We start from the raw sequence: 17,157 nt of genomic DNA on the forward strand, positions 1-17,157 counted from the left end.
CCGGCGTGCTCGAAGCCACGATCGACGCGTTACCGGCAAGGCCTGCCGATGTCATGGCCTGGCTGGGGCCGTCGATCGGTGCCCATAACTTCGAGGTGGGCGAGGACGTGCGGGCTGCGTTCTGCGAGCGCGCGCCGGCCGATGCATCCGCGTTCGTTGCTCGCGACACGCCCGGCAAGTTTCTGGCCGATATCTATGCACTCGCCCGGGCGCGCCTCGAGCGCGCTGGCGTGCACGCCGTTTATGGCGGCGGGCTGTGCACCATCGACGATGCACAGCGCTTCTATTCCTATCGGCGCGAGCCGAAAACCGGCCGCATGGCGAGCCTGATCTGGAGCACCCGCACGGGCAAGTGAGCCCGTACGCGGCTCGGGTTCAGCTCGACGTCTTCTTGCGTGCCCGCGTGCCGGGCTGGGTCTTGGACGACTTGGCCGCGGCCTTTTTCTTTTCCGGCTTTTCTTTCTTGGGCGGCAGGGCAAGATCGCGCTTGTCGCCGCTGGTGTTGTGACCGGTGCCGGGCGCCGTATCGCCGAGCATGGGTTTGAGAAAGCGCCCGGTATGCGAAGCCTCGATTGTGGCCACGTCTTCGGGCGTGCCGGTGGCGATGATCTCGCCGCCGCCTTCGCCGCCTTCCGGCCCCAGATCGACCAGCCAGTCCGCGGACTTGATCACGTCCAGGTTGTGCTCGATCACGATCACCGCGTTGCCGGCATCGCGCAGGCGCAACAACACCTTCAGCAGCTGGTTGATGTCGTGAAAATGCAGGCCGGTGGTGGGTTCGTCCAGCAGATAGAGCGTACGCCCGGTATCGCGCTTGGACAGCTCGCGGGCGAGCTTGATGCGCTGTGCCTCGCCGCCGGATAGCGTGGTCGCGTTCTGGCCGAGCTTCACATAGCTCAGGCCCACGTCCATGAGCGTTTCCAGCTTGCGTTTCAGGCTCGGCACCGGGGCGAAGAACTCCAGCGCGGCTTCCACCCGCATTTCCAGCACGTCGGAAATGGTCTTGCCCTTGTAGTGCACCTGCAGGGTTTCGCGGTTGTAGCGCGCGCCCTTGCAGGTATCGCAGGTGACATAGATGTCCGGCAGAAAGTGCATTTCCACCTTGATCACGCCATCGCCCTGACAGGCTTCGCAGCGCCCGCCCTTGACGTTGAACGAAAAACGCCCTGGCTGGTAGCCACGGGCACGGGCTTCCGGCGTATTCGCGAACAGCTCGCGAATGGTGCCGAACAGGCCGGTATAGGTGGCCGGATTGGAGCGCGGCGTACGCCCGATCGGCGCCTGGCTGATATCGATGACCTTGTCGAGATGCTCCAGGCCCTCGATCGAGGTCATGGGCGCGGCCCGTGCCACCGCTCGGTTGACCTGGCGCGCGGCCGCCGGAAACAGGGTTTCGTTGATCAGCGTCGACTTGCCCGATCCGGACACGCCGGTAATACAGGTGAGCTGGCCCATGGACAGCTCGACCGAGACGTTCTTGAGGTTGTTGCCGCGTGCGCCGTTGATCTTGATCACGCGTTCTTTGTCGAAGGCGATGCGCTTGTCCGGAATCGGGATCGTCAGCCGGCCGGACAGATATTGCCCGGTGAGCGATTGCTCGTTGGCCGCGATCTGTTCGGCGCTGCCCTGGGCGATGACATGACCGCCGTGGTCGCCCGCGCCCAGGCCCATATCGACCACGTATTCGGCTTCGCGGATGGCGTCTTCGTCGTGCTCGACCACGATCACGGTATTGCCCAGATCGCGCAGGCGTTCGAGGGTGTTGAGCAGGCGCCGGTTGTCGCGCTGATGCAGGCCGATCGACGGCTCGTCGAGGACATACATCACGCCCACGAGCCCGGCACCGATCTGGCTGGCCAGACGAATACGCTGGGCTTCACCGCCGGACAGCGTTTCTGCGCTGCGTGACAGGGTCAGATAATTCAGGCCCACATCGAGCAGGAACTTCACCCGGGCCTTGATCTCCTTGAGAATCGGTTCGGCGATCTCGGCGCGATGGCCCGGAATATCCAGCGATTCGGCGATCTCATAGGCGCCGGCAATACTGGCCGCATTGATTTCGGGCAGGGTGCGGTCGGCAACGCGTACGTGCCGGGCGGCCTGGTTCAGGCGTGCGCCGCCACAGCTGGGGCAGGCCTTGTCCGACAGATACTTGGCCAATTCTTCGCGCACCGCCATGGAATCGGTTTCGGCATAGCGGCGCTGCATGTTGTCGAGCACGCCTTCGAAGGCATGTTTGCGCACGCGCGTACGCCCGCGGGCATTCACGTAACGGAACTCGATCTGCTCTCGGCCGGAGCCGTGCAGGATGATCTTGCGGGCTTTCTCCGGCAGGTCGCGCCAGGGCGTATCCACGTCGAAGCCGTATTTCTCGGCCAGCGATTGAATCAGGCCGAAGAAATAGGGGTTGCGCCGATCCCAGCCGCGCACCGCGCCGCCGGCCAGGCTCAGCGAATCGTCGGTGATCACGCGGTCGACATCGAACACCGCCAGCGAACCCAGGCCGTCGCAGGCGCTGCAGGCGCCGTGCGGCGAGTTGAAGGAGAACAGTCGCGGTTCCATGTCGTTGATGGAATAGCCGCAGACCGGGCAGGCGAACTGGGAGGAAAATACCTCCGGCTCGCCGTCGCCACGCCAGGGCAGGATCCAGGCAATGCCTTCGGACAGGCGCAGCGCGGTTTCGAAGGATTCGGCCAGACGCTGCTGGATGCCGTCGCGGATCTTGAAGCGGTCGACCACCACTTCGATATCGTGCTTCACCTTCGGGTTGAGTTCCGGCACCTCGTCGATTTCGACGATCTCGCCGTCCACGCGCATGCGCACGAAACCCTGGCCACGCATCTGCTCGAATACGTCGCGGTGCTCGCCCTTGCGCGAACGAATCACCGGCGCGAGCAGCATCCAGGCCGATTCCGCTTCCTTTTCCAGCGTCTGATCGACCATCTGCGACACGCTCTGTGCGGTCAGCGGTTCGTCGTGATCGGGGCAATAGGGCGTGCCCGCGCGGGCGAACAACAGGCGCAGATAATCGTGGATCTCGGTGACCGTGCCCACGGTCGAACGCGGGTTGTGCGAGGTCGATTTCTGTTCGATGGAAATCGCCGGCGACAGACCCTCGATGGAATCCAGGTCCGGCTTTTCCATCATCGACAGGAACTGGCGCGCATAGGCCGACAGCGATTCGACATAGCGACGCTGGCCTTCGGCATAGACCGTATCGAAGGCGAGGCTCGACTTACCCGAGCCGGACAGCCCGGTAATCACGATCAGCTGGTTACGCGGCAGATCGAGGTCGACGTTCTGAAGATTGTGCGTACGGGCACCGCGAATGCGGATACTGTCCATGAAGCGGGCGCGATGGGGAGGAATAGCCCACAAGTATACGCAGCGCCGCAAGTACGCCCCAAACAACGTTAGCCCCGGCGGGTACAGGCCGCTGTGGTAGAATTCGCGGCCTGATTGGCCCCGCCAATCGACGGCCCCGGCAGCCGTGCGTTCGCGTCGTGTGGCTTGTCGGCACGGCCCGCGAATGCCGCTCGATTACGTGCCTCAGCGGTGCGTGACGGGTGACAGGCACCGCATGCGTCGTGCTGCCGCCGGTATCGCACCCATACCTGGCAAGAGTTGCTCATGACCAGATTCGAAACCCGGGCGGCCTTCTCGCTGGCAGGCATTTTCTCCCTGCGCATGCTCGGGCTGTTCATGATCTACCCGGTGTTCACGTTCTATGCCAAGCATCTGGATGGTTCCACACCGTTCACGGTGGGCCTGGCATTGGGCGCATACGGGTTGACGCAGGCCCTGCTGCAAATTCCCTTCGGCATGCTTTCCGATCGCTTCGGGCGCAAGCGCATGATCTGTATCGGCCTGCTGATCTTTGCGTTGGGCAGCGTTGTAGCGGCACTGTCGGACAGTATTTATGGCGTGATCGCCGGGCGTATTCTGCAGGGCGCAGGCGCGGTCGGATCCGTGATTCTTGCCCTTGGCGCGGACCTCACCCGCGAAGAACAGCGCACCAAGACGATGGCGGTCATCGGCATGACCATCGGCCTGTCGTTCGCCCTGGCATTGGTGCTCGGGCCCTTGCTTAACGCCGTAATCGGCGTCTCCGGCATCTTCTGGACGACAGCGGTCATGGCGCTGGCCGGTATCGGCGTGCTCTATGCCGTTACGCCGCAGCCGGCCGCGCTGCAGTCGCACCGCGATACGGGCGCTGTGCCAGCGATGTTCAAGCGCGTGCTGACCGACCCGCAGTTGTTACGCCTGGATTTCGGCATTTTCGCCTTGCACGCCATGCTGACCGCGAGTTTCATTGCCGTGCCGGTACTGCTGCGCGACGTGGTGGGCGTGGCCGAAAACGAGCTGTGGATGGTCTATCTGCCCGTATTGGCGGTATCGGTCATGATCATGGTGCCAATGATCATCCTCGCCGAGGCCAAGCGGAAGATGAAGTCCGTCTTTGTGGGCGCGGTCGTGACCCTGGGTCTTAGCCAGCTCGCGCTGCTGGCCTGGCACAACAGCCTGGTCGAACTGGTGGTGGTGCTGACGCTGTTCTTCGCTGCCTTCAATACCATGGAGGCGAGTCTGCCGTCGCTGATCTCCAAGGCCGCGCCGGCCGATGCCAAGGGCACGGCCATGGGCGTTTATTCGAGTTCGCAGTTCTTCGGCATCTTCGTGGGTGGCACCATCGGCGGCTGGGCCTACGGTCTGGACGGGCCGGCCGGGGTCTTCATTTTTTCGGCGATCGTGGCGCTGCTATGGTTCGTGGTGGCGGTCACCATGAAGCCGCCACGCTTTACGCGTACGCGCATGATCAGCGTTGAGGTCGCGAACGCGGCCGAGGCACGGGCGCTGGAGGCCGAGCTGCTCGCGCAGGCGGGCGTGGTCGAAGCGACGGTTGCGCTCGACGAAGGCGTGGCCTATATAAAAGTCGACAGCGCGCAGGCAGACGATGTCGATCTCGACGCATTTTCACGGCGCTCCGCACAAACCAGTGCGAGCCAGCCGACCTAACATCGATGGAGTGTTGCAATGGCAAGTAGGGGCATCAACAAGGCGATCCTGATCGGCAATCTCGGCGCCGACCCGGAAACCCGCTATACCGCCGGCGGCACCGCGGTGACCAACGTCAATCTCGCCACGTCCGACACCTGGCGCGACAAGTCCAGCGGCGAAATGCAGGAACGCACCGAATGGCATCGCGTGGTGTTTTTTGCGCGCCTGGCCGAAGTGGCCGGTGAATATCTGCGCAAGGGCTCCAAGATCTATGTCGAGGGGCGCATCCAGACCCGCAAGTACCAGAACAAGGACGGCCAGGACGTCTACACCACCGAGATCGTTGGCAACGAAATGCAGATGCTCGATACCAAGGGCGGCAGCGGCGGCGGCAGTGCACCGTTCGGCGGCGGTGGCGGCCAGCAGCAGCGCCCGCCCCAGCAGGGCGGCGGCTACGGCGGTGGCCAGGGTGGTCAGGGCGGCGGCCGAGGCGGTCAGCAGTCCTATCAGCCGCCGCAGCGCGAGCCCGCCGGCGGCGATCCCGGCTTCGACGACGATCTGGACGACGATATCCCGTTCTAGCTTGTCCTGATCGGGCAGATCGTCTGATATCCATCCGCTGCCCGACCCGCTGACGGCCGCAGCAGTTTTCAACGGCGTCGAAACAAACGCGGGCACCTGCCCGTTGTTTCTTTGCAACGGCTTTTCGACCGTCGGCCGTGGCGCGCGTGCCTGCATGCACGCGCGTTGCCCACCCGATAAATCATCTGTTTCCGTGCCGGGTTAACAAGACCCGGTGCGAGGCAGGGCAGCCCGCCCTAAAAGGCCTCGCGGGCGTCGCCTTGACCCAGATCAATGTATGGGGGCCGGGCGCACGCGATCATCGCGTGATGAATCCAGTTTTCGTATCGGTACATGGCCGCACGGGGGCCCTTATCCGGGTCGCGCGAAGCGTGACACGGCTGACGGCGGGTCGTGGCGATGGCTGTTAACGATAGCGTTGCCGCACGCGAGATACGCACGGCCCTCGCGCCCCAGTATTTTCTCGAAGGCATGTCGGAGGTGCGCCGGGCGCGCCTGTTGAACAGTGCCAGTACCCATGTTTTTGCCGCCGGCCAGACGCTGTTTCATCGCGGCGATATGGCCGAAAGCTTCTTCGTCGTGCTCGAGGGCCGGGTCAAGCTCTATCGGCTATCCATCGACGGCGACGAAAAGATCATGGGCCTGGTCGGCGCCGGCGAGAGCTTTGGCGAGGGCATACTGTTCATGGACCCCGCGCGTTACCCGGTCAGCGCGCAGGCGCTGGAGAACAGCCGTGTGGTGGCGATCAATCGCGCCGATTATCTCGACGAAATCCAGCATTGCTCTACCACCTGCATGGCGGTGATGCACAAGCTTACCGCCCGTATCGAACGCCTGCTCGACGAGGTCGAGTCCCTCACGCTCAAGGACAGCCGCTATCGCGTGGTCAACTACCTGCTGGAGCTGATCCCCGAGCGGGCAACCGGGCCGGTACAGCTGTGTCTGCCCACCTCGAAGAGCGCGATCGCAGGGCGTTTGGCGATTCGCGCGGAAACGTTTTCGCGCACGCTGCGTCAACTCGCCGAGAACGGCACGATCGTGCTGTGCGGGGGTCGCATGATCGAGGTGCCCAACCCGAGAGTTCTGCGCCATGCCCTGCGCGCCAAATCAGCGAGCGTGGCTTCGTGAGCGTCTTTATTCGAGCAGCGTCGGGTCGATCGCGTCCCGCCGTTGCCGCATTCAACGGCCCGGCTGCGCGCATCGTCTAACCACGAGGGGCGCCAGCCGGTCATCTTGTTTATTCATGCGAGGTATGGCCAATGAATCCGCCCGATAGCGCAGATCCGGTCCGGGGGCTGATCGACTGGATCGCCGCGGCCGGTGTACGTGGCGAGCCCGATCCGCAAACCGCGACCCTGGCAACGGTGGACCCGGCATTTGCCCGGCCGAGCGTGCGCACGATCAACGTTCAGATCGACGCCGATTCGCTGGTGTTCTTCGTCAACGCCCATACCGGCAAGGGCCAGCAGCTGCAGTGGCATCCCTACGTTGCGCTTTGCTTTTTCTGGCACGGTCTACAGCAGCAAATCACCGTGGAAGGCGTGGTCGAGGCGCTCGAGGCAGGCGACGCGGACCGGCTTTGGGCACAGCGCTCGCGCGACAGCCAGCTCACCGCCCGCAGTTCGCAACAGCAGGCCGTGTTCGGCGATCCCGAGGCCTTTCGGCAGCGGCGCGAGCAGGAACGCCATAGCTACGACTTCGAGCAGGTGCCCCGTCCGCAGAACTGGGTCGGCTACCGGTTGCTTGCTACCCGCCTGGAGTTCTGGGCGGCAGGATGGCACCGCCAGCATCCGCGCTGGCTGTTCGAGCGTGCGCCGGAGGGCGGCTGGCAGTCCAGCGTGCAAGAGCCCTGAATAGACAACGCCCGGCCAAGCCGGGCGTTTTCGTGACAAGCTGGTCGTTCAGCTCCAGTCCCAGCAATCGCTGTGGTGTAGCACCAGCACGCTGGCGCGGGTGCGTCGCACCACCCGGTCTGCGGTGCCGCCGAGTACCAGGTCGCGCACCTTCGGATCGTGCGAGGCGATGGCGATCAGCCCGGCACCGAGATCCTGCGCACGTTTGACGATGGTCTGGGCGATGGGCCCGATCACCGCTTCGCTGGTCCAGTGGATGTCGTCGGCGTACTCGAGTCGAGCCAGCTCCTCGAGCTGCGATTCGGTCAGCTTCTGCGCTTCGCCCACGAAGTTGTGCGGCACATAGGGCCATACCGAAATTTCCGTCGGCACCACGCTAAGCAAATGAAGCTTGGCGTGGTGCCGACGGGCCAGCGTCGTCGTAGCCGAAAAGATCAAATCGAAATTCGCCTCGTGTGCGAGATCGATCGGTACGAGGATGCAGTTCTTCATATCGGCACTCGCGCAAAGGGTCGGTGGTGCTCCGGCCGGACTGGAATGCGATCAGTCCGCCAGCGGGTCGCGGCTTTCGTCGTGGATGTCGGCGGCATGGGGTTCGCGTTTCTGGCGTACCACCAGAACCGAGTGCTGCGAATGCTTGACCACCTGGCTGGCGATGCTGCCCAGCAGCACGTCCCAGAACTTCGGGTTGTGGGAAGCCATGACGATGAGATCGACGCCGAAGTGGTCGGCACGACGCACGATCGTGCGGGCCACGGGGCCCACGCGCACGTCGACCTGCCAGTTGCTGTCTTCGCCGAGGTATTGCCGGCCCACGCGCTCGAGCTGCGCATGCGCGGTCTCACCCAGTTTTCTGACGTAGTCGGTGCCGACATAAGGGAAGTCGCCGGCATCGATCTGCGGTATAACGCTCAGCAGGATGACCGTCGCGCCGGTGTTGCCGGCCACTCGTTTGACGTTTTCGAACACGCTGTCGAAAACCGCGTCCTGATTCAGGTCCAGCGGTACAAGGATGGTCTGTGACATATCGATCTCCTTTTTTTGTGTACTTGCAGTATTACGTCGTCGCCGGATGCAGGGCTTGATCTAGATCAAAGGCCGATGAGTGGCGCAACATGAAATTCGCGGGCTGATGGATGGCGGATCGGTTGCAGTCCTGAAGTTCAGCAATCTGCGCCAAGCGCCAGTGGTTCGGTTGCGCGTCGATGCGGGGTGCAGCAACGCCTGATGGGCCGCCATGGCGAACAACGGTGGGGCGAGCACGAGGTCGGCCCCGCCGCAGCCAGCAGCGCTGGCTGCGGCGGTGTCGTAACGGCTAGAAGCGATAGCCCAGCGCGAGCGTATAGACCCACGGGTCGACGTCCACGTCGACATGGGTGCTGCCGGTCGCGGTACGCACCTCGGCCGTGGTGTCGATCTGCAGATAGCGCACGTCGGCGTTGATCAGCCAGCGGTCGTTGAGCGCGTAGTCCACGCCCACCTGTGCGGCCGGTCCGAAGGAGTCGTCCAGCTCGATCTTCTCGATGCCCAGCGCCCGTGCCTCGTCCGAGACGTCTTCCGAAAAGAAGAACGTGTAGTTCAGCCCCAGGCCAACATAGGGCGTGAATGCCGACTCGTTGTTGAAGCGGTACTGCAGGCTCAGAGTGGGCGGCAGGTGCTTGATATCGCCCAGCGGGGCGCCGTCGAGCGCGCCGCCGCTGAGAGTGAGGTCGTGCTCGAACGGCGAGGCGCCCAGCAGTTCGACCGCCAGATTGTCGCTGAGCAGATAGGCGATGGTCAGTCCGAATTGCGGCTCGGAGCTCACGGCCACGTCCGTGCCCTGAAGCGCGGGCGCAAGTTCGCCGTTACGGCTCGAGGTGTCATCGTTGGGGGCGACGTAGGTTACGCCGCCGCGCACGATCCAATCGCCGGCTTCGGCATGGGCCACGCCCGCGATGAATACCGAGGTCAGGGCAAGGGCCGCGGGGGCGATTGCGGCACGCGGGAAAGACGTCATGGCAGGGCTCCTGTTCTATGGTTTAAGCGTCTGGAGAACAGGTTGGCGGGGTTGCGCTGCGGCCGTGTTGATTTAGGTCAATAAAGGCGCCGACGTCGGCTCGTAATTGGATTGTGTGCTAATAGGTGCGCCGCAATGCGCTCGCGCGCGACTAAAGAAGCCTGAAAATCGCGCGGTATTCGGCTAGGATTGCAAGGTTATACGCGCGTTTTTTATTTTGAACCCCAGAGCAACCCCCATGCCGCCACTCTCCCAGCAAATGCAGCAGTTGAGCGAAACGTGCAGTCATTGCTCGTTGCGCTATCTGTGTTTGCCCGACCATCTCGATACGCATGACCTCGAAAAGCTCGAGCGGCTGGTCGATTCGGGCGCGCCGGTGGTGGCCGACACCGAGCTGTTCGCCCAGGGCGACGGCCTGACCCATATCTATGCCGTACGCGACGGCTCCGCCAAGACTGTGCGCATCGACGAGGAAGGCTTCGAACAGATCCTGGGTTTCTACTATCCGGGCGACATCCTCGGCTTCGACGGTTTTGCCGATCAGCACCACCACTGCAGCGCGGTGGCCCTGGAAACCAGCCATTTCTGTCGTATCCCGGTCGACCAGCTCGATGCGCTTGTCGACGAGCTGCCGAGCCTGCGCCAGCGTCTGACGCGGCTGATGAGCCAGGTGCTCTCCGAAGACGGACGCATGATGCTGACCCTGGGCCGCAAGGACAGCGAAGGCCGTATCAGCAGCCTGCTGCTGGGGCTGAGCCGGCGGCGCGCGCTTCGCGGTATGCCGGCCACCACCGTGCCTTTGAACATGAAGCGTGCCGATCTGGCCAACTTCCTTTCCATGCGCCTGGAAACGGTCAGCCGCGTACTCACGCGGCTGCAACGTGCACAGATCATCAAGGTGTCGCAGCATCGGGTGGAAATTCTCGATCGCGACGCCCTGCGCGAGCGCTCGAGCCGCGGCGCCTGGGTAGCGGATCAATCGTGACTGTCGCATGTCGGGCGGATATACCCGCTCGCGCGTGGGCAAGCGCCTTGCACGATCGTTTACACTACGGCGCTTGCTTGAACTCGCCCGAAAACGGGCCGGACGGGTCATGACCAGCGCGACTCAACCCAAGGTCTTCGTTCAGACCTGGGGCTGCCAGATGAACGAATACGACTCGGCCAAGATGGTCGAGGTGCTGCGCAAGCAGCGCAACGCCGAGCGCGTCAACACGCCGGAAGAAGCCGACATCATCCTGCTCAACACCTGTTCCATCCGCGAAAAGGCCGCGGAGAAGGTGTTTTCGCAGCTCGGGCGCTGGCGCGAACTCAAGGCCGAGCGTCCCGATATCGTAATCGGCGTCGGCGGCTGCGTGGCCTCCCAGGAAGGCCATGCAATTCGCGAGCGCGCGCCGTTCGTGGACATGGTGTTCGGCCCGCAGACGCTACACCGGCTGCCGGAGATGCTGGACGCGGTCCAGGACAACGGCGCCGGCATCGTCGATATCGCCTTCCCGGAAATCGACAAGTTCGACCACATGCCGCCGGCCAAGGCCGAGGGCGCCACGGCGTTCGTGTCGATCATGGAAGGCTGTTCGAAATACTGCAGCTTCTGTGTCGTGCCCTACACGCGCGGTGAAGAAATCTCGCGTCCCTTCGACGACGTGATTCTGGAGGTCGCGGAACTGGCCGAGCAGGGCGTGAAGGAAATCACGCTGTTGGGCCAGAACGTCAACGGCTATCGTGGGCCGATGGAAGACGGCTCGATCTGCGATCTGGCCATGCTGGTGGAATTCGTGGCCGAGATCGACGGCATCGAGCGTATTCGCTATACCACCAGCCACCCGCTGGAATTCTCGGATGCGCTCATCGAAGCCTATGCGCGCGTGCCCAAGCTCGCCAACTACCTGCATCTGCCCGTCCAGTCGGGTTCGGATACGGTGCTGGCCGACATGAAACGCGGCTACACGGCCGATCATTTTCGCGAGCGCATCGCCAAGCTGCGCGCGGTGCGCCCGGATATCAGCCTGTCGACCGATATCATCGTCGGTCATCCCGGCGAGGGCGAGGCCGAGTTCGAGGCCACCATGCAGCTGGTCGAAGACATGCGCTTCGACGCGGCGTTTTCCTTCGTCTACAGCAAGCGCCCCGGCACACCGGCCGCGGACATGACCGACGACACCCCGCGCGAGGTCAAGAAGGCGCGCCTGGCGCGTCTGCAGGCACGGATAGCCGAGTTCAACCGCCAGTACATGCAGGACATGATCGGTACCACCCAGCGTGTGCTGGTCGAACGCGAGTCCAAGCGCGGCGGCGGCCAGATGGCCGGACGTACCGACTCCAACCGCTGGGTGAACTTCGACGGCCACCCGCGCATGGCCGGGCATTTCCTGGAAGTCGAAATCACCGAAGCGCTCGACAACTCGCTGCGGGGTCGCGTCGTGACCCGCGAGGATCATGCGCCCATGCCCGATCTCGCGGCCGCGGCCGGCTGATCGGCCACGTTGCCAACCCGACAAAGCATCTTGAACGAATCCATCCGCAAGACCCTGGAACTGGACCCGCCGGATACCACCCGGCTGGCTTTTCTGTGTGGCCCGCAAGACCAGCATCTGCGCCTGATCGAGCGAACGCTGGACGTGCAGGTGCACAATCGTGGCCATCTGTTTCAGGTAGAGGGCAGCGAAGGCGCCGCGACGGCGGCCATCGACGCCCTCAACGAGCTTTATAGCGCCACCGCGGCCGGCGAAATTGGCCCGGATCGGGTGCATATCGTGGCCCGCACGGCCGAGCGCGAGCTGCGCGGCGAGGCCCAGGGCGGGGCGTCCGAACCCCGCGACGTGGTCATCAAGACCCGCCTGGGGCTGGTACGCGGGCGCGGGCCGAGTCAGCGCCGCTATCTGGCCAATCTCGCCGACAACGACCTGAACTTCGGCATCGGCCCGGCCGGTACCGGCAAGACCTATCTGGCCGTGGCCGCGGCCGTCGATGCGCTGGAGTCCGAGCGCGTGCGCCGTCTGTTGCTGGTGCGTCCGGCGGTGGAAGCCGGGGAACGGCTGGGTTTTCTGCCCGGCGATCTGGCCCAGAAGATCGATCCCTATCTGCGCCCGCTCTACGACGCGCTCTATGAAATGCTAGGTTTCGATCGGGTGGGGCGTCTGATCGAGCGCAACGTCATCGAGATCGCGCCGCTGGCCTATATGCGCGGGCGCACCCTCAACGAAGCGTTCATCATTCTGGACGAAGCGCAGAACACCACCATCGAGCAGATGAAGATGTTTCTGACCCGTATAGGCTTTGGCTCGACTGCCGTGGTCACGGGCGACATGACCCAGGTGGATCTGCCGGTGGCCAAGAAATCGGGCCTGCGGCATGCGGTGCGTCTGCTGCAGGATATCGAGGGCATCAGCGTGACCAAGTTCTCGGCGCGCGACGTGGTGCGCCACCCGCTGGTCCAGCGCATCGTCCAGGCCTACGATCGCGAAAGCGAAGCGGGCGAGCACAGCTAAGCGGCAACCGCATGGATATCGAACTCGCGCTGGACTGCGCGCCGGGCATCCACGCGCCCGATACCGACATGCTCGAACGCGCGGCAGCGGCTGCGCTGCGTGGGGCATCTTGCCGCGAAGACGTGGCTTATGAACTGGCCGTTCGTCTTGTAGACGAGGCCGAATCGGCGCAGCTCAACGGCGACTATCGCGACAAGCCGTATGCCACCAACGTGTTGTCATTCCCTGCCGGCGCCGAATTGCCGGGCCTGACCGTGCTCGGCGATCTGGTGATCTGCATGCCGGTCATCGCGCGTGAAGCGAAAGAGCAGGGCAAGAGCGACGTCGCACATCTGTCGCATATGGTGGTACACGGGGTCTTGCACTTGCTCGGCTATGACCATATCGGCGACGATGAAGCCGAAACCATGGAGGCGATCGAGCGCGACGTGATGGCCGAGCTCGGCCACGACGATCCTTACCGCGTGCTCGGCGTCTGAACGAATACCGCAGGCCGTAGGGCCGAGCCAGATAAACAGGCTTGAGAGGAGGGCGCGGCTGCGGCCGCATGCGATGAGCGACGAGGACGACAGCGAACAGAGTCGAAGTAGCGGCAATTGGCTGCGCCAGATCGGCATGAGCCTGGCCGGGCCACCGCGCGATCGCGACGAGCTGGTCGAGGTGCTCAAGGAAGCACAGGAAAACGAGCTGCTGGATATCGACGCGCTCTGGATGATGCAGGGGGTGCTCAAGGTCTCCGAGCAGCAGGTGCGCGACATCATGGTGCCGCGCTCGCAGATGGTGGTGGTCGAATCCGATGCCGCCGCGGCGGATATCCTGTCCATCGCGATCGACTCGGGCCATTCACGTTTTCCGGTGATCGGCGAATCGCGAGACGAAGTCGTCGGTATTCTGCTGGCCAAGGACATGCTGCAGCTGGCCGAGGAGGGCGACGACCGCGAAGCCTTCGAACTGGGGGCGGTGCTCAGGCCGGCGGTCTACGTGCCCGAGTCCAAGCGCGTGAACGTGCTGCTCAAGGAGTTCAAGGCTTCGCGCAACCACATGGCCGTGGTCGTGGACGAGTATGGCGGTGTCGCCGGCCTGGTGACCATCGAAGACGCGCTCGAGCAAATCGTGGGCGAAATCGACGACGAATACGATCAGGCCGAAGGCGCCAATATCCTGCGCCAGGAGCACAATCGTTTTCTCATTCGCAGCCTCACGCCGGTCGAGGAGTTCAACGAATACTTCGACACCGAGTTTTCCGACGAGGACTTCGACACCATCGGCGGCCTGGTCGTGCATGAATTCGGGCATATGCCCAAGCGTGGCGAGACCACCATCATCGATCGCTTCCAGTTCAACGTGCAGCGGGCCGATTCGCGCCGTATTCATCTGTTCCAGATGACCGTGCTGCCGGAGGCCTCCGAGTAGCACATGGGCGCAAAGCGCGTGCTTCGGGTCGCTGCGTTCGATGTGCTGCTGCCGGCGCTATTCGGCGGCCTAGCCACGCTCGGCTTCGCGCCTTTCGGTTACTACGGACTGACGCTGCTTGCCCTGATCGGGCTGATCGCGCTGTGGTGGCAGGCGTCTGCCCGGCGCGGCGCCTGGCGCGGCTTCGTGTTCGGCCTGGCGCACTTCGGCACCGGCATCTACTGGACCTTCGTTTCCACCTACTACTACGGCGGCGCGCCGCTGCCGATGGCGATTGGGCTCGTGGCCGCGCTGAGCGTGTACCTCGCGCTCTATCCGTTGCTGGTGGGCGCGCTGGCCGGCGCTACGCGGGGACTGCCCCGTACGCTGTGGGCGCTGGTGGTGGTGCCTTTTGCCTGGATGCTTGCGGAACTGGTGCGCAGCTGGGTCATGACCGGCTTTCCCTGGCTCTCACTGGGCTACTCGCTGATCGACGCGCCGGTGACCGCGCTGGCCCCGATCGGCGGCGTGTATTTTCTCGGCCTGCTGATGATGGCCAGCGCCGGCACGGTGGCGCTGTTGTTCGCCGGTTCCATACCGGCACGGGCGCTGGCGGTGGTACTGATCGCGCTCGCCCCGCTGGGGCTTTGGTATACGCCGCCGACCACGGCATGGACCCGGCCCAGCGGCGAGCCGGTGAGCGTGGATATCGTCCAGGGCAATTTCGCGCAGGCGATCAAATGGGATCGCGACGTGTTCCGCACCACCCTCGAGCGCTATCGCTCCATGACCGAAGCCTCGGATGCCGACCTGGTGGTCTGGCCGGAAGTGGCCATCCCGGCGCCGGCCCATCAGATTTCGTCCTACTTCGACGAGATTGCCGCCCTGGCCGCGGGGCGTAACCAGACCGTTCTTGCCGGCACGCTGGTACACGAAAGCAACAACGCGCCCTACTACAATGCCGTGCTGGCGCTCGGCGCGGGCGAGGGACGTTATTACAAGCGCCATCTGGTGCCCTTCGGCGAGTATTTTCCGGTCCCCGAGTTCGTCAAGACGCTGCTCGACGGCGTGAACATGCGCTACAGCGATTTCGGTTTTGGCGCCGAGGACCAGGCGCTGATCGAGGTCGACGGGGTCAAGCTTGGCCTGTCGATCTGTTTCGAGGATGCCTTTGGCTACGAAATCGCCAAGGCGCTGCCGCAGGCCGGCATGCTGGTGAACGTCACCAACGATGCCTGGTTTGCCGGCACCACGGCGGCCGCCCAGCATCTGGAAATCGCGCGCATGCGCGCGCTGGAAGCGGGACGGCCCATGCTGCGCGCGGCCAATACCGGCATTTCGGCAATCATCGACTATGACGGGCGCGTGCGTGAGGCCACGCCCGAGTTCGAAATCGCCAACATCGAATCGCAGGTGCAGCCGCGCAGCGGCGAAACGCCCTATATGCGTATTGGCGATTGGCCATTGTGGTGGGCGAGTGCAGCGGTCACGCTGTTGTCATTGCTGGGCAGCGTGCTGCTCACGCGTCGTCGTAGCAAGGCCGGCGCGTCACGGTAGGTCGGGTTGCGGCATGTAGAGCGAATGGCCGTCCAGCGTTCGCAGAAATGCCGCCAGATCGTCGAGTTCGGCCGGGGTAAGCCCGAGCGGTTCGATCAGCGGTGAAAGTCGTGCCAGCGGCACATCGCTGACTTTCTCGGTCGGCGGCGCGTTCTGCCACCACCCCATGTTGTAAAGCGCAAGCAGTGATTCGATATCGATCCCGTCGCCGAAGCCGTTGTGCATATACGGCGCCGTGCGTGCAATATTGCGCAGCCCCGGCGTGGCAAACGCGCCGACATCCTCCGGCGCGCCGGTTTCACGGTAGCGGCCCAGATAATCGCCCACGCCGTGCACCGATGTGCCCAGGTGATGAAAATCGCCGTCCGAGAGCAGGGCGCCGTGATGGCAGCGAACACAGTTTGCCCGGCCGCGAAACAGGTCGAGCCCGCGAATTTCCGCGGCCGTGAAGATATCGCGCTCGCCGCGCATGAAACGATCGAAGCGGGTATTCGGCGTATTCAGGGTACGCATGAACGTTGCGATCGCCTGGGCTATGCGTGCCACCGTGACCGACGGGTCGCCGTAGGCATCGGCGAACAGCGGCGCGTAGCCGGCCACTTCGCCCAGCTGGCGTGCCCGGTGTTCGGGTACGCCCGCCATTTCAATCGGGTTCGACCAGCTGGCGACGACCTGGGTTTCCAGGTCCGCGGCGCGGCCGTCCCAGAACATACGATCCTTGAATCCGGCGTTGAGTACCGTGGGGGTATTCAGATTCCCGACCTGGCGATCGTGACCGACGGCCTTGTGGCGACCGTCTGCCCAGCCGAGGCTGGGCTCGTGACAGGAGGCACAGGCGATCTGATTCGAACCGGACAGGCGCGGATCGAAGAACAGCCGTTTGCCCAGAGCGGCCTTTGCTTCGCTGAAGGGATTGTCGGCTGGAAACTCCGGTCGCCCGGGCAGGGGCGCGAGCGCTTCTATATCCAGGTCGGCGCGCGTTTCCAGTGCCGGCCACTGCGACTGCGGGCCGCGGTAACGCTCGACCAGTCGTGCGCGTTCGATGGCCGGGGCGAACGCATAGACAAGCGCGATGAACGCAGCGGTCGCTGCAGCGATGGCAACGAAGACGATCGATTCGCGTCGCGCCAGCCGTGAACCGATCCGCGCGATGACGCCGCCGGGATTCACTTGCCCCACGGATCGGGCGGCGTTCGAAGCGCGGCGACGGCCGTGGCGTACCGGCGCCACGCCAGAGACAACAGATACGGCCGCGCCGCTGCTCGCCCGAGCGTCGGGCCATAGCCCGCTG

At 64.1% G+C, this 17,157-nt stretch carries 16 protein-coding genes; 11 read left to right on the forward strand and 5 right to left on the reverse strand.

Annotation, left to right across the window (positions count from 1 at the left end):
* A partial coding sequence (locus ABNU97_RS05730) for a laccase domain-containing protein (RefSeq protein WP_348765791.1) occupies positions 1-356 on the forward strand: 356 nt, incomplete at its 5' end.
* 19 nt (positions 357-375) lie between these two features.
* Here the strand turns inward: ABNU97_RS05730 and uvrA are convergent.
* On the reverse strand, positions 376-3,345 hold the full coding sequence (gene uvrA / locus ABNU97_RS05735) for an excinuclease ABC subunit UvrA (RefSeq protein ID WP_348765792.1): 2,970 nt from the start codon (positions 3,343-3,345) through the stop codon (positions 376-378).
* Between the two features lie 285 nt (positions 3,346-3,630).
* Between uvrA and ABNU97_RS05740 the strand changes: the two genes are divergently transcribed.
* The 4 genes from ABNU97_RS05740 (at position 3,631) to ABNU97_RS05755 (ending at position 7,430) form a co-directional block, all read left to right on the forward strand.
* On the forward strand, positions 3,631-5,013 hold the full coding sequence (locus ABNU97_RS05740) for an MFS transporter (RefSeq protein ID WP_348765793.1): 1,383 nt from the start codon (positions 3,631-3,633) through the stop codon (positions 5,011-5,013).
* 18 nt (positions 5,014-5,031) lie between these two features.
* Positions 5,032-5,577, forward strand: a complete 546-nt coding sequence (ssb, locus tag ABNU97_RS05745) for a single-stranded DNA-binding protein (RefSeq protein WP_348765794.1) — start codon at positions 5,032-5,034, stop codon at positions 5,575-5,577.
* Positions 5,578-5,976: 399 nt separating this feature from the next.
* Positions 5,977-6,705: a Crp/Fnr family transcriptional regulator gene (locus ABNU97_RS05750; protein WP_348765795.1), complete on the forward strand. Its 729-nt coding sequence runs from the start codon at positions 5,977-5,979 to the stop codon at positions 6,703-6,705.
* Positions 6,706-6,836: 131 nt separating this feature from the next.
* Complete coding sequence (locus ABNU97_RS05755; protein ID WP_348765796.1) at positions 6,837-7,430, forward strand: pyridoxal 5'-phosphate synthase; 594 nt, start codon at positions 6,837-6,839, stop codon at positions 7,428-7,430.
* Between the two features lie 48 nt (positions 7,431-7,478).
* Here ABNU97_RS05755 and ABNU97_RS05760 read toward each other — a convergent pair whose 3' ends face one another.
* The 3 genes from ABNU97_RS05760 to ABNU97_RS05770 form a co-directional block, all read right to left on the reverse strand.
* Positions 7,479-7,922, reverse strand: coding sequence for a universal stress protein (locus tag ABNU97_RS05760; protein WP_348765797.1), 444 nt, complete (start codon positions 7,920-7,922; stop codon positions 7,479-7,481).
* Positions 7,923-7,973: 51 nt separating this feature from the next.
* Positions 7,974-8,456 carry a universal stress protein gene (locus tag ABNU97_RS05765; protein WP_348765798.1) on the reverse strand — a complete coding sequence of 161 codons (483 nt, stop codon included), beginning with the start codon at positions 8,454-8,456 and terminating at the stop codon, positions 7,974-7,976.
* Between the two features lie 289 nt (positions 8,457-8,745).
* Positions 8,746-9,426, reverse strand: coding sequence for an OmpW family outer membrane protein (locus ABNU97_RS05770; protein ID WP_348765799.1), 681 nt, complete (start codon positions 9,424-9,426; stop codon positions 8,746-8,748).
* Between the two features lie 238 nt (positions 9,427-9,664).
* Between ABNU97_RS05770 and ABNU97_RS05775 the strand changes: the two genes are divergently transcribed.
* From ABNU97_RS05775 to lnt, 6 genes are all read left to right on the forward strand, one after another.
* Positions 9,665-10,411: a helix-turn-helix domain-containing protein gene (locus ABNU97_RS05775; protein ID WP_348765800.1), complete on the forward strand. Its 747-nt coding sequence runs from the start codon at positions 9,665-9,667 to the stop codon at positions 10,409-10,411.
* A 109-nt stretch (positions 10,412-10,520) separates the two neighbouring features.
* Positions 10,521-11,903: a tRNA (N6-isopentenyl adenosine(37)-C2)-methylthiotransferase MiaB gene (gene miaB, locus ABNU97_RS05780; protein WP_348765801.1), complete on the forward strand. Its 1,383-nt coding sequence runs from the start codon at positions 10,521-10,523 to the stop codon at positions 11,901-11,903.
* Positions 11,904-11,933: 30 nt separating this feature from the next.
* Complete coding sequence (locus tag ABNU97_RS05785; RefSeq protein ID WP_348765802.1) at positions 11,934-12,917, forward strand: PhoH family protein; 984 nt, start codon at positions 11,934-11,936, stop codon at positions 12,915-12,917.
* An 11-nt stretch (positions 12,918-12,928) separates the two neighbouring features.
* The gene (gene ybeY, locus ABNU97_RS05790) at positions 12,929-13,396 is read left to right on the forward strand and encodes an rRNA maturation RNase YbeY (RefSeq protein ID WP_348765803.1); all 468 of its coding nucleotides are present in this window, start codon (positions 12,929-12,931) and stop codon (positions 13,394-13,396) included.
* A gap of 73 nt (positions 13,397-13,469) precedes the next feature.
* Positions 13,470-14,330 (forward strand): transporter associated domain-containing protein, encoded by an 861-nt coding sequence (locus ABNU97_RS05795; RefSeq protein ID WP_348765804.1) that lies wholly within the window; start codon positions 13,470-13,472, stop codon positions 14,328-14,330.
* A 3-nt stretch (positions 14,331-14,333) separates the two neighbouring features.
* On the forward strand, positions 14,334-15,866 hold the full coding sequence (lnt, locus tag ABNU97_RS05800; protein ID WP_348765805.1) for an apolipoprotein N-acyltransferase: 1,533 nt from the start codon (positions 14,334-14,336) through the stop codon (positions 15,864-15,866).
* On the opposite strand, the gene ABNU97_RS05805 is transcribed toward lnt, so the two are convergent.
* Complete coding sequence (locus ABNU97_RS05805; protein ID WP_348765806.1) at positions 15,858-17,045, reverse strand: cytochrome c peroxidase; 1,188 nt, start codon at positions 17,043-17,045, stop codon at positions 15,858-15,860. The two genes, lnt and ABNU97_RS05805, sit on opposite strands and share 9 nt — an antisense overlap.
* Between the last annotated feature and the right edge of the window lie 112 nt (positions 17,046-17,157).

Source organism: uncultured Salinisphaera sp. (assembly GCF_964012375.1).
In the GTDB taxonomy this organism is placed as follows: domain Bacteria; phylum Pseudomonadota; class Gammaproteobacteria; order Nevskiales; family Salinisphaeraceae; genus Salinisphaera.